The sequence below is a fragment of the Mycobacterium sp. ITM-2016-00317 genome, from assembly GCF_002968295.1.
Lineage (GTDB): Bacteria > Actinomycetota > Actinomycetes > Mycobacteriales > Mycobacteriaceae > Mycobacterium.
This window is the reverse complement of the sequence record NZ_CP134399.1, coordinates 5,313,628-5,327,932: the sequence shown is the minus strand read 5'-3', so window position 1 is coordinate 5,327,932 and position 14,305 is coordinate 5,313,628. Positions and strand designations below refer to the sequence as shown.

Genomic DNA, 14,305 nt, shown 5'->3' with positions numbered 1-14,305 from the left:
GGTCAGCTGTTCCGCTCGGCGGCGACCTGCCGGGCCGCCGCGCGTGACGTCGCCAGGTTGACGGGACGGGCCAGCTGGGTCGGGGCGGTGCGTCCGCGCAGCTCGACGATCTCGCCGACGTCCCAGCACAGCGCCTCGGCGTCCAGCGCGTCGGCCACCGCGATCGAGGACGCCAGCACGTGGCCGGGTTCGGCTTTGGCCAGCTCGGTCAGTCGGGCCGCCTCGTTCACGGGATCGCCGATCACGGTGTACTCGAAGCGGGCCTGTGCGCCGATGTGGCCGGCGATCGCTCGGCCCGCCGAGACCCCGATGCCGAATTCGGTCTCGCCGAGCACCCGGATCAGTTCGTCGTGCAGCTCGCGGGAGGCTGCCAGCGCCGCACCGGAGGCGTCGGGATGCTCGATCGGCGCGCCGAAGATGGCCAGCGCCGCGTCGCCCTGGAACTTGTTGACGAAACCGCCGTGCCGGTTGACGGTGTCGACGACCACGCGGAAGAAGTCGTTGAGCAGGTTGACCACCTCGGATGCGGGTCTGGTCGCGGCCAGATGCGTCGAGCCGACGAGGTCGACGAACAGCACGGCGACGTCGCGTTCCTGGCCGCCGAGCTCGGTGCCCCGCTCCAGAGCCCGGCGCGCGACGTCCTCACCGACGTACCGGCCGAACAGGTCGCGCAGACGTTGCCGTTCGGCCAGGTCGCGGACCATGTCGTTGAAGCCGGCCTGCAGCAGGCCGAGTTCGCTGGCGTCGTAGATCTGCATGTGCGCGTTGTAGTTGCCGCGCTGCACCTCGCCGAGCGCCCACCGCAGCTGGCGCAGCGGGTCGGCGATGGACATCGCGACCAGCACGGTGCTGGACAACCCGATCACCAGCGCGACGATCGCCAGCAGCAGGATCGTCGTGATCAACCGGTCGGCGGGCGCGGTCAGTACCTCGAACTTGCTGGCGACCAGCGCCAGCACGATGGCCAGCACGGGCACCCCGGTGGACAGCACCCAGGTCAGGACCTGGCGCAGGATGACCCCGGGCGCGCGGAAGTTCTCCGGGACGCCGCCGCGCAGCGCCGCCACCGCCACCGGGCGCAGCACGCGCTCGGACTGCAGGTAGCCGATGATCGCGGTCGCGGTCGCGCCCAGCCCGGTGGCGACCGCCACCACCGGGGCGGACTTGCTGGCCACCGGCCAGCTGGCCACGATGAACACCACCGAGCCGAGCAGCCAGTTCGTGGCGCTGATCAGCGACCGGTAGAACGGCATCTTCAGTGCCCGCATCCGGGCCACTTCGGTCTCGGCCGGGTTCCGGTCGCCCAGCAGCATGTCGCGGCGTTGCCAGCGCATCACCGGGATCAGCATCCGCAAAGTCAGGTATGAGGCCACCGTGAACGAGACGAGCAGGTAGCCGAGGAAGATCGCGAGGTTGTAGGCAGGCAGGTCCTGCAGCTGGATGCGGTCCTCCGGGGGCAGCCCGAAGCGCAGGAATCCCAGCACCAGCAACGCGCCGATGATGTCGGCCTGCACCATGCCCAGCGTGAACACCGGCCACGGGGTGCGCGCGACCCAGCGGACGAATGCGCTGATTCGCCCCACTTCGATCGGTTCGGCGGCCACCCGGATACCGTATCGGGCCGCGCTGACGCGGAAGGGGCGTCTGGGGCGGACGTGTCGGTTCGCAGCACTACTGTTATCGGCGATGGCCGGTGTTTTCTCGCGACTGGTAGGTCAGGACGCGGTGGAGAAGGAGTTGGTCGCGGCCGCACGCGCGGCACGCGGTGATTCCGCTCACACCAGCGCCGATGGTGTGGCGGAGGCGACCGACGGCGTGGTCGGGACGATGACCCACGCCTGGCTGATCACCGGTCCTCCCGGGTCGGGCCGGTCGGTCGCGGCGTTGTGTTTCGCCGCCGCGCTGCAGTGCACCTCGGACGGCACCCCCGGGTGCGGGCAGTGCCGGGCGTGTTCGACGACGATGGCGGGCACTCACGCCGACGTGCGGCGCATCATCCCCGAGGGGCTGTCCATCGGGGTGGACGCGATGCGTGCGATCGTGCAGATCGCGTCGCGCCGGCCGGGGACCGGGCGCTGGCAGATCGTGGTCATCGAGGACGCCGACCGGCTGACCGAGGGCGCGGCCAACGCGCTGCTCAAAGTGGTCGAGGAGCCGCCGCCGTCCACGGTGTTCCTGCTGTGCGCGCCGTCGGTGGATCCCGAGGACATCGCGATCACGCTGCGGTCGCGGTGCCGGCACGTCGCACTCGTCACCCCGCCCGTGGACGCCATCGCCAAGGTGCTGATCGAGTCCGACGGGCTGCCCGAACGCGACGCGGCGTGGGCCGCGTCGGTCAGCGGCGGACACGTCGGGCGGGCCCGTCGGCTGGCCACCGACGAGCAGGCGCGGGAGCGGCGCAAACGGGCGCTGGGGCTGGCACGGGACGCGGCGACGCCGTCGCGCGCGTACGCCGCGGCCGAAGAGCTGGTGGCCACCGCCGAGGCCGAGGCCAAGGCGCTGACCGGGGACCGCAACGAGGCCGAGACCGAGGAGCTGCGCACCGCGCTCGGTGCGGGCGGCACCGGGAAGGGCACCGCAGGCACCATGCGGGGAGCCGCCGGGGCGCTCAAAGAACTGGAGAAGCGCCAGAAATCCCGCCAGACCCGCGCGTCGCGGGATGCGCTGGACCGCGCGCTGATCGACCTCGCGACCTACTTCCGGGACGCGTTGCTGGTCGCCTCGGGCGCCACCGGGGTCGTCGCCAACCACCCCGACATGGCCGACAAGGTCGCGGCGATGGCCGCGCACTCGTCGCCCGACAAGCTGCTGCGCTGCATCGAAGCCGTGCTCGAATGCCGCGAAGCGCTCGCCGTCAACGTCAAGCCGAAGTTCGCGGTGGACGCGATGGTCGCCACGGTCGGGCAGGCGTTGCGCAGCTGACTTGGGTCGCCGGGAGGCCCTGCCGTAGACTCATGCCGCCCGACAGCGCCGCCTTAGCTCAGTCGGTAGAGCGATTCACTCGTAATGAATAGGTCGGGGGTTCGATTCCCCCAGGCGGCTCCACTTTCTTCACCACCGCTCAGGACAGCTTCGACACGCCCTCGCCGGCCAGTTCGGCGCCGATCGCGTCGATACGTCCGGTCATCGCCAGCAGCAGCGCTTCGCCCGGCCCGCGCACCTCGGGTCCGCGCCCGGCTGCCCAGTCAATGTCCGTGGCGACCAGGCGCACGCCGCGGGTGCGCCGCGCCCCGCCGATCACCGGGCTGACCCGGGCGTACGTCAGCGACGCCCGCAGCGCGTCCTCCGGCACGTCGCGGTCGAGCCCGAGCGGGCGGCGGATGTCCTGCTGGTGGATCACGCACTCGATGAGCGCGACCCGCCCGCCGTAGAGCGCCGCGGCTCCGGCCGGCGCGGTATGGCGGGCCATCAGACCCACCAATTCGGCGGGGGTGAGGGCCGTGGACGTCCGCAGCAGCCGGGAGTTGACCCGGTCGACATCGCCGCGGGCGCGAATCATGTTGCGTGTCAGGCCCGGCACGCTCTGCCCGAGGTAGGCCACGGCGTGGGCGGCCACGTCGCGCACCGACCAGCCGGCGCACAGGCTCGGTGCGGACCACTGCTCGGCGCTGAGCCCGGCCAGCAGCTCGGCGAACCTCTCGCGTTCCCTGAAGGCGAGAGAGTGCACCGCGGCCATGCCGACAGTCTGCTAGATCGGCGCGACGAACCCGACGGGACCCGAGGCCACGCACACCGACAGCGCCGCGGTGTCGGCACTGACGGTGATCGCGTCGCCCGCGCCGGGCAGCCGGACGAAGACCCGGTTCAGTCCCGGCCGCACCGGCACCTTCACCGCCTCGCCCTCCGACAGCGACACGGTGATCGAACCGTCGCTGTTGCCCAGGTAGTTGAGTTCCACGGTCCAGTCCGCGGGCAGCAGCGGGCCGTCCAGCGGCATGCTGACCGGAAAGTCGGGCTGCACGAGGTAGCCGCACTGCGGATCGGGTCCCGGGCGGATGCTGCGCACCCACGTCACCAGCGCGTCGACGAGGTTGCCCTGCCTGTCCAGCATGCGCAGATCGGTGGCGGCAGCGGCGAACTCGGGGCGATCCGGCAGCAGCGCGAACATGTGTGAGACCAGGTTCTCCGGCCACGCCACCCGCTGCAGCACCAGCGGATCGACCTCCTGGTCGAGCATCGGCGAGTCCGACGACGCGTGCGCCTGCGCCAGCCCGGCCCGCGCGTTCTGCAGATACGGCTGGGCCGGGTTGTCCCGCCAGCTGGTCAGGAACGTCGACGTGGAGTACAGGCTGCTGGCCATGAAAGCCACTGCGGCGCATACGGTCACGGCAGTGCGCCCCGGCGAGGCATCCAGCCACCGCGAACGCTCGCGGTTCGGCGCGCACAGGCCGACGGCGGCCAGCAGCGCCAGCACCACCACCAGATCGGGCAGGTACCGCAACGTCTGCGCCAGTTCCAGCGCGGTGAACCGCGACGAGCGCATCAGATAGATCGGCACCTGGCAGGCCACCGCGTAGCCCAGCGCGGCCAGCCATACCGGGCCGAGGCGACGCTTGCGCAGCAGCGTCACCGCGACGACGGCGCCCAGGGCCAGCCAGCCGAGCACCATCACCGTGAGCGGGGGAGTCGCCCACGGGGAGGCCGGCGCCCACCGCTGCCAGTCCCACGGCCCGCCGACCAGACCGGGCACGATGCCGTGGGTGAAGGAGCGGCGCAACAGATCCCAGGTCATCGCGAGGTCGAAACTCCACCGCTGCTGATCCACCACCAGCAGGTAGACCCCGACCCACGCCACCGTCAGCGCCGCCGATGCCCTCCACAGCCGCAGTCCGCGGCGCCACACCTGGGCGACGGTCGCGGACCCGGTGACGTACCCGTACAGCGCCGCGACGGTGAACGCGACGAACGGGATGATCGCCGACTTCTCGAAGAACAGCAGGGCGCCCAGATACACCAGCGCCCCGGACCAGACGTGCCGCCGGTTTCCGGTGCGCACCAACAGGATCGCCTCGGCGCTCACCCATGCCAGTGCCGCCAGCATCGGCAGCGAGTTCAACGCCGCCGCCCACCACGCGAACCCGGGTACCGCCAGTGGTGTGAACAGCGCGAACGTCAACGGCAGCAACAACACCGGGCGCCAGCCCAGGATCACGTACAGCGCGCGCAGCAACGCCAGCGACGCCAGCAGCGCGAGCAGCACCAGGCTGACCGCGGGCCCGATCCAGTCCAGCGGCGCCAGCCGGGTGATCACGCCGGCGACCAGGAACGCCCCGGGCATCACGTGCCCGTCGTGGTCGTCGAACAGATAGCCCAGGGACAGCAGGGGTTGGGTGCCGGCCCGACCGATCAGGATCAGGTCGTCCCAGTAGAAGTAGCCACCGAACGCCAGCACCGCCCGGATCACCAGCTGCAGCGCGATCAGCGCCACCGCGGTGCGGGCGACCCAGTTCCTCGTCGCGATCAGGGGACCGTCCCCGCGGTCGGGCAGGCCTGACCGGCGGCCTGGCGGGCCGACCACGCCGAGGCCACCATGTCGGTCAGCGAGTGCCGCATCTTCCAGTCCAGGTCGCGGGCGGCAAGCGTGCCGTCGGCGACGATGCGGGCCGGGTCGCCGGGGCGGCGCGGCGCCACCTCCGGTTCGAAGTCGACGCCGGTGACCTCGCGCATGGTGGTCATGATCTCGCGCACCGAGGTGCCCGATCCGCTGCCGAGGTTGTAGACCGGTTCGATCGGGCTGCCGTCGGCGAGCCGGCGGGCGGCCGCGACGTGGGCGGCGGCGATGTCGGCGACGTGCACGTAGTCGCGCACGCACGTCCCGTCCGGGGTCGGGTAGTCGGTGCCGTTGATCCGGGGGGTCTCGTTGCGCAGCAGCATGTCGAACACCCTCGGGAACAGGTTGAACGGGCTGACGTCGAACACGTCATCCGAGCCCGAGCCGACGACGTTGAAGTAGCGCAGGCTGGTGTGGCGCAGCCCGGTGGCGGTGCTGACGTCGCGCAGCAGCCATTCGCCGATCAGTTTGCTCTCGCCGTACGGCGACTCGGGGCGGGTGGATGTGCCCTCGTCGACGACCTCGGTCGCCGGGGTGCCGTAGGTCGCCGCGCTGGAGGAGAACACGAACTTGTCGACGCCGGCGGCGGTCGCCGCGTCCAGCAGCGTCACCATCGCGGACACGTTCTGCTGGTAGGTGTGCAGCGGACGCTGCACCGACTCGCCGGCGTACTTGTAGCCGGCGATATGGATGACTCCGCTGACGCGGTGCTCGTCCAGCGTCGCGCGCACGGTGTCGGCGTCGAGCAGGTTCGCCGTGACGAGCGGCACGCCGTCGGGCACGAACTGCGCCAGGCCGGTGGACAGGTCGTCGATCACGACGATGCCCAGCCCGGCGTCGCGCAGTGCCCGCACCACGTGCGCGCCGATGTAGCCGGCGCCGCCGGTCACCAACCAGGTCACGGTGTCTCCTTCGTCGTCGTCGGACGCGGCTCGGTGGAACCGGGTCGTCGATATGCCACCGTAACGAGTGCGCTCAGATGCACCGCGATCCCGAGCAGCGGTCCGCACAGCAGCGCGATGACGGTGCGCACTTCCAGTTCCAGCGGAAGCAGCAGCAACAGCGTGGCCGCCAGCGTCGCGATCACCCAGCCTGCCGCGTAGGCGCGGTGCAGCGCGGCGGCCACCGTCGCGGCGCCGGTCAGCGTCAGCAGCGCGACGGCGACGGCCGCCGCGGTCAACCAGGCCAGCAGGGTGCCGTCCGCCTGGTACTGCGCACCGAACGCCTCCCGCAGCAGCCACGGCCCGAACGCGCCCGCCAGCGCGACCCCGGCCGCGCCGAGCCCGGCGACCACCGCCGACGGCACGACGAGCGCCTTGAGGCGGTGTTCGCGCTGGTCGACGAAGTGGGCGATCAGGTTTCCCTGCATCGCGGTCAGCGGCACCAGCAGCGGCGCCCTGGTCAGCGTCACCGCCAGGATCACCACTCCGCCGGTGGCGCCGAGCTCCCCGGCGGTGGCCTTGAGCAGCACCGGGAATCCCATCACCAGTACCGCGCTGGCGCCTGCGGCTGCGATCGAGTGCCCTGCCCCGCGCAGGAACGTCACCGTCCCGCCGGGGGTCAGCAGCCGGGCCGCCATCCGGCTCGCCGGGGACACCACCAGCATCAGCAGCCACGCGAACGCGCCGGCGACCGTGGCCCACAGGTAGCCGCCCAGGCCCCACCCCAGTGCGAACGTCGCCGCGGCGACCGCGACACGCAGTGCTGCGTCGGCGACCATCAGCGCCCCGTACTCCGACCACCGGTTCATCCCGGCCAGCGCGCCCAGCAGCGTGGTGTGCAGACAGAACCCGGCCAGGCCCGCGCTGAGCAGGATCACGCTCAGCACCCGGGCGTCGGCGAACACGTACCCGGACCACGCCGGCGCGGAGACGGCGATCACCGCGGCCGCGCCGACGCCGACGCCGGCCGCGACGCGCATCGGGTGCGCCTTCTTGTCACCGGGCGCCGCAGACGGCGACCGCACCTCGCGCGTCGTCTCCTGCAGCAGTCCGAACGCGGCGCCGCTGACCAGTCCGAAGGCGCCCCAGAACACCCCGAACACCGAGAAGCCGGCGGGCTCCAGATCGCGGGCGGCCAGGTACAGCACCGCGTATCCGCACAGGGCCGACAGCGCCGTCGCGACCCCGACCCGGACCACACTGCCCCGGGTCACCGCACCCGAGGGTCCGGCCGTCGCGTCGGTCACGGCCCCGCGTCCAGCGCAGGGACCTCCGGTGAGTACAGCCACGCCGTCCACAGTCGGCGCAGCGATTCGTCGGTGTACCGGGCGGCCAGCGCGATGAAGTCGTCGGTGACCACGCTGGAGTGCCGGTGGCGGTCCGTCCAATCCCGTAGTAGCGCAAAGAAGTCGGCATCTCCGAGGCGTCCGCGCAGGGCGTGCAGGGTGAGCGCGCCACGCTTGTAGACGCGGTCGTCGAACATGTCGCGGGGGCCCGGGTCGGCCAGCACCAGGTCCTGCGCCGAATGCCGCAGCCGGTGGTGGTAGTGGCGGGCCCACTCGTCGGCGGTGCGCTCACCGCAGTGCTCGGACCACAGCCACTCCGCGTAGCACGCGAAGCCCTCGTGCAGCCAGATGTGGCGCCAGCGCTGCGCCGTGACCGAGTTGCCGAACCACTGGTGCGCCAGCTCGTGGGCGATCAACCGCTCCGACCCCCGGCGGCCGTCGCAGTGGTTGGCGCCGAAGATCGAGATGCCTTGCGCCTCAAGGGGTATTTCCAGGTCGTCGTCGGTCACCACCACGGTGTATCCGGTGGCCAGCGGATAGGGCCCGAACAGCTTGGTGAACAGCTTCATCATCTGCGGCTGGCGGGCGAAGTCGTGCTCGAAGTCGTCCCGCAGCCGGTCGGGCAGCACCGCGAACATCTCGACGCCGTTCTTGGCCATCCGATGCCGTCCGTACATGCCGATCTGCAGCGTGATCAGATACGTCGACGTCGGTTCGGCCTGTTCGTAAACCCAGGTGGTCATCCCCGCCCGGGCCCGGCGGTCCAACAGCTTTCCGTTGGCCAACGCGAAATACGGGCTCTCCGTGGCGATCTGGACGCGAAAGCTGGCCTTCGCGCTGGGATGGTCGTCGCACGGGAACCAGGACGACGCGCCGTTGGGCTGCCCGGCCACCAGCACGCCCTCGGTGAGCTCCTCGAAACCGACTTCGCCCCACAGGCTTCGGGTGGGCCGGGGGTTGCCGCCGTAGCGCACCGCGACCGTCATCGCCGCGCCGGCGGGCAGCCGATCGGACAAGGTGACGTGCAGCTTGCCCGCCGAGGCGCGGTACTGCGCGGGCCGCTTGCCGTTCACGGTGACCTTGGCCACCGCCAGCGCGTCGGACAGGTCGAGGGTGAACGTCTTCAGCTCCGCGAGCGTCACCGCGGTGATGGTGGCCGCGCCGGCCAGCCGGTTGATCGCGACCTTGTACTCCAGCTCGAGCTCGTAGCGCGAGACCCGGTACCCGAAATTGCCCGACCCGGGCAGGTACGGGTCGATCACGGGCGCAGCACCCTTCTTGGCGGCGCTCTTGCGTAATGTCACGCGGCCGCGGACTTCTTGGGCTTCGGCTCCGGGGTCTCGGAGCGCTTCTTCTTCGGCAGCCACGGCGCGATCGGGTTGCCCTGCCACCGGGTCGACGGCGGCACCTCGTCGCCGCGCATCACCAGTGACGCGGGCCCGACGGTGGCGCCCGCCCCGATGCGCGCCGCGGGCAGCGCCACGCAGTGCGGCCCCAGTGTCGCGCCCTGTTCCAGCACGACGGTGTCCATGCGCATGATCCTGTCGTGGAACAGATGGGTCTGCACCACGCAGCCCCGGTTCACGGTGGCGCCGTCGCCGAGGGTCACCAGATCGGCCTCGGGAAGCCAGTACGTCTCACACCACACGCCACGTCCGATCTTCGCGCCCAGGGCCCGCAACCACAGGTTGATCACCGGCGTACCCGATGCCGCGCGGGCGAACCAAGGCGCGGCGACGGTCTCGACGAACGTGTCCGACACCTCGTTGCGCCAGACGAACGCCGACCACAGCGGATGCTCGATCGCACCGATCCGGCCGACCACAAGCCATTTCGCGAGCACCGCGACGATCCCGGCGACCGCGCCCGCGGCCAGCAGCACCGGCCCGGCCGCCAACACGGTCCACAGCCAGCCGTAGGTCACCGCCACCTGCTGCAGCGAAAGCAGAACCGCGACCCCGATCGCGAAGGTCACCGCGACGGGCACGAACCGGAACGTCTCCACCACCGCGCGCAGCACCTTCAGCCGCGCCGACGGGTGGAAGGTGCGCAGCGCGTCGGCGGCAGTCGGCTTGCGGCGCAACCGCACCGGCGGGCTGCCCAGCCACGACGAGCCGGCCTTGGCCTTGTGCGGGGTGGCCGACAGCACGGCGACCAGCCCGTCGTCGGGCACCCGCCGGCCGGGCTGGGTGATCCCGGAGTTGCCCAGGAACGCCCGCTTGCCCACGGTGGCCGGCGCGACGTGAATCCAGCCGCCACCGAGTTCGTAGGAGGCGACCATCGTGTCGTCGGCCAGGAACGCGCCGTCCTCGATGAGGGTGAACTTCGGGATCACCAGCGCGGTCGAGATCTCGGTGCCCTTACCGACTTTCGCGCCGAGCAGCCGCAGCCACCACGGCGTCAGCAGGCTCGCGTAGATCGGGAACAGGTAGTTGCGCGCACCGTCCATCAGACGTTCGGTCGCCCACAGCTGCCAGCCCTGCCTGCTGCGCACCGGGTGGTAGCCGTCGTCGAGGCCGATCGAGAGCAGCCGCACGCCGAGCACGGTCAACACCGCGTACACCAGCAGCGCCGCCGCGGTGGCCGGCACCAGCCAGGCCAGCGCCGGTGCGATCGCCGACACCACCGTCGGGGTGCCGCGCACACCCCAGCCGATCACGGCCAGCCCGGCGGCCAGCGCCACCAGCGGGAGCGCGCCCAGCAGCATCGACGTGACGCCGTACACGGCCACCCACAGCGGCGCGCGCGGCGGACGGTGATCGGGCCACGGATGCTTGGCCTTACCGGACTTCACCGCGGGTGAGCCCTTCCAGTACTGGCCGTTCTTGACCTTGCCGACCACCGCGGACCCGGGTGCGACGTCGGCGTTCTTGCCGACCACGGCGCCGGGCAGCAGAGACGTCCTGGCCCCGACGGTGGCGTCGTTGCCGACGGTGATCGGCCCGACGTGGAACAGGTCGCCGTCGATCCAGTGCCCGCTCAGGTCGACCTCGGGCTCGATCGAGCAGCGGTGCCCGAGGGTCAACATGCCGGTCACCGGCGGCGCCGAGTGCAGGTCGACGCCGTTGCCCACCGAATTGCCCAGCGCCCGCGCGTAATAGACCAGCCACGGCGCCCCGGCCATGTTCTCGGCGCCGCTGGCGTCGGCCAGCCGCTCGGCCAGCCAGACCCGCAGGTGCGTCGGGCCGCCGCGGCGGTAGGTGCCCGGCTGCAGGTTGCCGATCAGCACCCGCGCGCCGAACACCGCGATGCTCATCCGCCCGGGCGGGGTCACGAACAGAAGGAAACCGGCCAGGATCCACCACCAGCTGAGCGGCCACACCCAGTCGGCCAGCGACATCGCGGCGGCGAGGTTGTTCGCGATCGCCAGCCACACCACCCACTGCATGCCGGTCAGCAGCGCCAGCGGCACGCTCAGCGCCACCTGCGCGGCCTGCGTCAGCCGCGGCACCGGGGCGACCTCGCGGGTCTCCGTCGGCGGGGGTGGGTCGAGCTCGTCGAGATATCCGGCCAGCGAGCCCAGCCGCGGATGGTCGTAGACGTCGGCGACGGTCACCTGCGGGTAGCGCTGCCGCAACGCCGAGACGAGTTGCGCCGCCGACAGCGAACCGCCGCCGAGGGCGTAGAAGTCGGCTTCGGGACCGTCGACGGGCGCGGCCAGCACCTCGCGCCACAGCCCGGCCAGCCAGCCGAGCGTGCCCCCGAGGTCGGCGGCGTCGGCCGTGTCGGTGCCCCCGACGGGCCACGGCAGCGCGTCGCGGTCCACCTTCCCGGACGTGCGGGTGGGTAGTTCGTCGACCACCACCAGGCGGGGCACCAGCGCCGCGGGCAGTGACTCCGACAGCCGGGCCCGCGCCGCAGCGACGTCGAACCCGCCGGCCAGCTCCGGCGCCACCGCGACGTAGCCGACCAGCAGCGGCGTCCCGGACGCGCTGCGGCGCACCGCCGCCGCGCCGCCGGTCACCCCGGGCAGGTTCATCAGCGCGGTGTCCACCTCGCCGAGCTCGATGCGGCGGCCGCCGACCTTGACCTGGTCGTCGGCGCGGCCGACGAAGTACAGGCCGTCGGACTCCAGCCGCACCAGGTCCCCGCTGCGGTAGGCGCGGGGCCACAGCGCGAGCGGGCTCGGATAGGGCAGCGCGGCGTACTTCTCGGCGTCCTTGTCCGAGTCGAGATACCGGGCCAGGCCGACCCCACCGATGACCAGTTCGCCGACCTCGCCGAGGGCCACCGGCAGTCCGTCCTTGTCGACGACCGCCAGGTCCCATCCGGGCAGCGGCAGCCCGATGCTCACCGGACTCCTGCCGTCCAACCGCGCCGCGCACGCCACCACGGTGGCCTCGGTCGGCCCGTAGGTGTTCCACACCTCGCGGCCCGCCGAATCCGGTCCGGCGGCGAGCCGTTCGGCCAGCTCCGGCGGGCAGGCCTCGCCGCCGAAGATCAGCAGGCGCACCGACTCCAGCGCCTCGGCCGGCCACAGCGAGGCCAGCGTCGGCACCGTCGACACCACGGTGATGTCGCGCGAGACCAGCCACGGCCCCAGGTCCATGCCGCTGCGCACCAGCGAGCGCGGCGCGGGCACCAGACAGGCGCCGTGCCGCCACGCCAGCCACATCTCCTCGCACGACGCGTCGAACGCCACCGACAGCCCCGCCAACACCCGGTCCCCCGGGCCCAGCGGGTTGTCCTGCAGGAACAGCTGCGCCTCGGCGTCGACGAACGCCGCCGCGCTGCGGTGCGTGACGGCCACGCCCTTCGGGGTCCCCGTCGACCCGGAAGTGAAGATGATCCATGCGTCGTCCCGGCTCAGCGGCGCCGTCGCACGCCAGCCGCGGGACGCGCCGGGCCCGCGGACCAGCCCGCGCTCGGTGATCACCGCGACCACCTGCGCCTCGGCGAAGACCAGCTCGGCCCGCTCCGGCGGGTCGTCGGCATCGACCGGCACATAGGCCGCGCCGGTGGCCAGCGTGGCCAGGATCGCGACGTAGAGCGCATAGCTGCCCGAGGGCATCCGGATCCCGATCCGGTCGCCGCGGCCGATCCCGCGGGCGCCGAGCCACGCGACGCTGTCCTCGACGTCGGAGATCAGCTCGGCGTAGGTGAGCTGCACCGTTCCGTCGTCGAGCGCCGGTGCGTCGGGGTAACGGCGGGCCGTCTCGTACAGGATGTCGATCAGCGTGCGCGGCGGGGAAGCGAGCTCCGACAGCAGGTATTGAGCGGGGATCTCGGGGGTTGGATCCATGGCTGTCACGGGTACAAACTACTCAGCGTCCGGAGTCGCCTGGCCCCGTCGGGCAGCTCGTTTCGCGTGTCGGACAACCGGCTGGCACAATGAGCCGCTTGGAGGGGAGTATTCCTTCGCCACGGTGTCGTCATCACGCCGTCCGACCTCGGACGACCGGTGCTGTGGGCCACCGCACTTCGCGGTGGTGGAAGAGACCTCCGGCGTGTGACGACGACCGGAGGTTTGATGAACGTAAGTGGTCTCGAGTGGGGCATCACGCTCACCGTGACGATCGCGATCCTGCTTTTCGACGTGATCGTGATCGGGCGTCGCCCGCACGAGCCGACCCGGCGTGAGACCGCCGGGTACCTGACCCTCTACGTGAGCCTGGCGGTCGCGTTCGGGCTGTGGACGTGGTTCTTCCACGGCAGCCAGTTCGGCATCGAGTTCTTCGCCGGCTGGCTCACCGAGTACAGCCTGTCGGTGGACAACCTGTTCATCTTCTTGATCATCATGGCCAGCTTCAAGGTGCCGAGGATCTACCAGCAGCAGGCGCTGCTCGTCGGCATCATCCTGGCCTTGATCTTCCGTGGCATCTTCATCGCGCTCGGCGCGGTCGCGATCGAGCAGTTCTCCTGGGTGTTCTACATCTTCGGCGCGTTCCTGCTCTACACCGCGGTCAAGCTGGTCAAGGACAGCGACCACGACGACGACGGCGACAACGCGGTGGTGCGCTTCGCGCAGAAGCGGATGAAGTTCACCGACGAGTGGGACGGGCTGAAGCTCTGGATCAAGGACAACGGCCAGCGGCTGATGACCCCGATGTTCCTGGTCATCATCGCCCTCGGCACGACCGACCTGCTGTTCGCGCTGGACTCGATCCCGGCGATCTACGGTCTGACCCGCGAGCCCTACCTGGTGTTCACCGCCAACGTGTTCGCGCTGATGGGTCTGCGGCAGCTGTACTTCCTGCTCGGCGATCTGCTCAAGCGGCTGGTGTACCTGTCGCAGGGCCTGGCGATCATCCTGGGCTTCATCGGCGTGAAGCTGCTGCTGCACGCACTGCACGAGAACGAGCTGCCGTTCATCAACGGCGGCGAGCACGTGCCGGTGCCGGAGATCCCGACGCTGCTCTCGCTCGGGGTGATCATCGTCACGCTGCTGCTGACCACCGCGGCCAGCCTGTACAAGACCCGCGTGCACGACGTCCGCAATAACGGCACGTCAAACGGGGATTCCCCGAGCGCCGACGACGAGACGACGGTCGATCCGCACCCGGATCCGAGCCGCTGAGCGTGCGATT

General features: G+C 71.2%; 9 protein-coding genes and 1 tRNA gene. 3 read left to right on the top strand and 7 right to left on the bottom strand.

The annotated features are described in order from the left end of the window. Positions 1–2: 2 nt before the first annotated feature. Positions 3–1,688: an adenylate/guanylate cyclase domain-containing protein gene (locus tag C6A87_RS25485; protein ID WP_396837125.1), complete on the bottom strand. Its 1,686-nt coding sequence runs from the start codon at positions 1,686–1,688 to the stop codon at positions 3–5. Between C6A87_RS25485 and C6A87_RS25480 the strand changes: the two genes are divergently transcribed. Both C6A87_RS25480 and C6A87_RS25475 read left to right on the top strand, forming a co-directional pair. Then, positions 1,687–2,922, top strand: a complete 1,236-nt coding sequence (locus C6A87_RS25480) for a DNA polymerase III subunit delta' (protein ID WP_311114788.1) — start codon at positions 1,687–1,689, stop codon at positions 2,920–2,922. The two genes, C6A87_RS25485 and C6A87_RS25480, sit on opposite strands and share 2 nt — an antisense overlap. 47 nt (positions 2,923–2,969) lie before the next feature. Then, positions 2,970–3,045: transfer RNA gene (locus C6A87_RS25475), tRNA-Thr, on the top strand. Between the two features lie 16 nt (positions 3,046–3,061). On the opposite strand, the gene C6A87_RS25470 is transcribed toward C6A87_RS25475, so the two are convergent. The 6 genes from C6A87_RS25470 to C6A87_RS25445 are packed head-to-tail and all read right to left on the bottom strand — an operon-like array spanning position 3,062 to position 13,020. Continuing rightward, positions 3,062–3,676: a maleylpyruvate isomerase family mycothiol-dependent enzyme gene (locus tag C6A87_RS25470; RefSeq protein ID WP_311114787.1), complete on the bottom strand. Its 615-nt coding sequence runs from the start codon at positions 3,674–3,676 to the stop codon at positions 3,062–3,064. A gap of 12 nt (positions 3,677–3,688) precedes the next feature. Then, positions 3,689–5,464, bottom strand: coding sequence for a hypothetical protein (locus C6A87_RS25465; protein WP_396837124.1), 1,776 nt, complete (start codon positions 5,462–5,464; stop codon positions 3,689–3,691). Beyond that, positions 5,461–6,453, bottom strand: a complete 993-nt coding sequence (gene galE, locus C6A87_RS25460; RefSeq protein ID WP_311114786.1) for a UDP-glucose 4-epimerase GalE — start codon at positions 6,451–6,453, stop codon at positions 5,461–5,463. Before galE ends, C6A87_RS25465 begins: the two co-directional genes overlap by 4 nt. After that, complete coding sequence (locus C6A87_RS25455) at positions 6,450–7,739, bottom strand: hypothetical protein (protein ID WP_311114785.1); 1,290 nt, start codon at positions 7,737–7,739, stop codon at positions 6,450–6,452. Before C6A87_RS25455 ends, galE begins: the two co-directional genes overlap by 4 nt. Continuing rightward, positions 7,736–9,082, bottom strand: coding sequence for a M1 family metallopeptidase (locus tag C6A87_RS25450; RefSeq protein ID WP_311114784.1), 1,347 nt, complete (start codon positions 9,080–9,082; stop codon positions 7,736–7,738). The genes C6A87_RS25455 and C6A87_RS25450 overlap by 4 nt, the downstream gene beginning before the upstream one ends. Next, on the bottom strand, positions 9,079–13,020 hold the full coding sequence (locus C6A87_RS25445; RefSeq protein ID WP_311118077.1) for a Pls/PosA family non-ribosomal peptide synthetase: 3,942 nt from the start codon (positions 13,018–13,020) through the stop codon (positions 9,079–9,081). Before C6A87_RS25445 ends, C6A87_RS25450 begins: the two co-directional genes overlap by 4 nt. A gap of 228 nt (positions 13,021–13,248) precedes the next feature. On the opposite strand from C6A87_RS25445, the gene C6A87_RS25440 reads away from it, so the two are divergent. Continuing rightward, entirely contained in the window at positions 13,249–14,295 is a 1,047-nt protein-coding gene (locus C6A87_RS25440; RefSeq protein WP_311114783.1) for a TerC family protein, read from the top strand. Positions 14,296–14,305 lie beyond the last annotated feature (10 nt).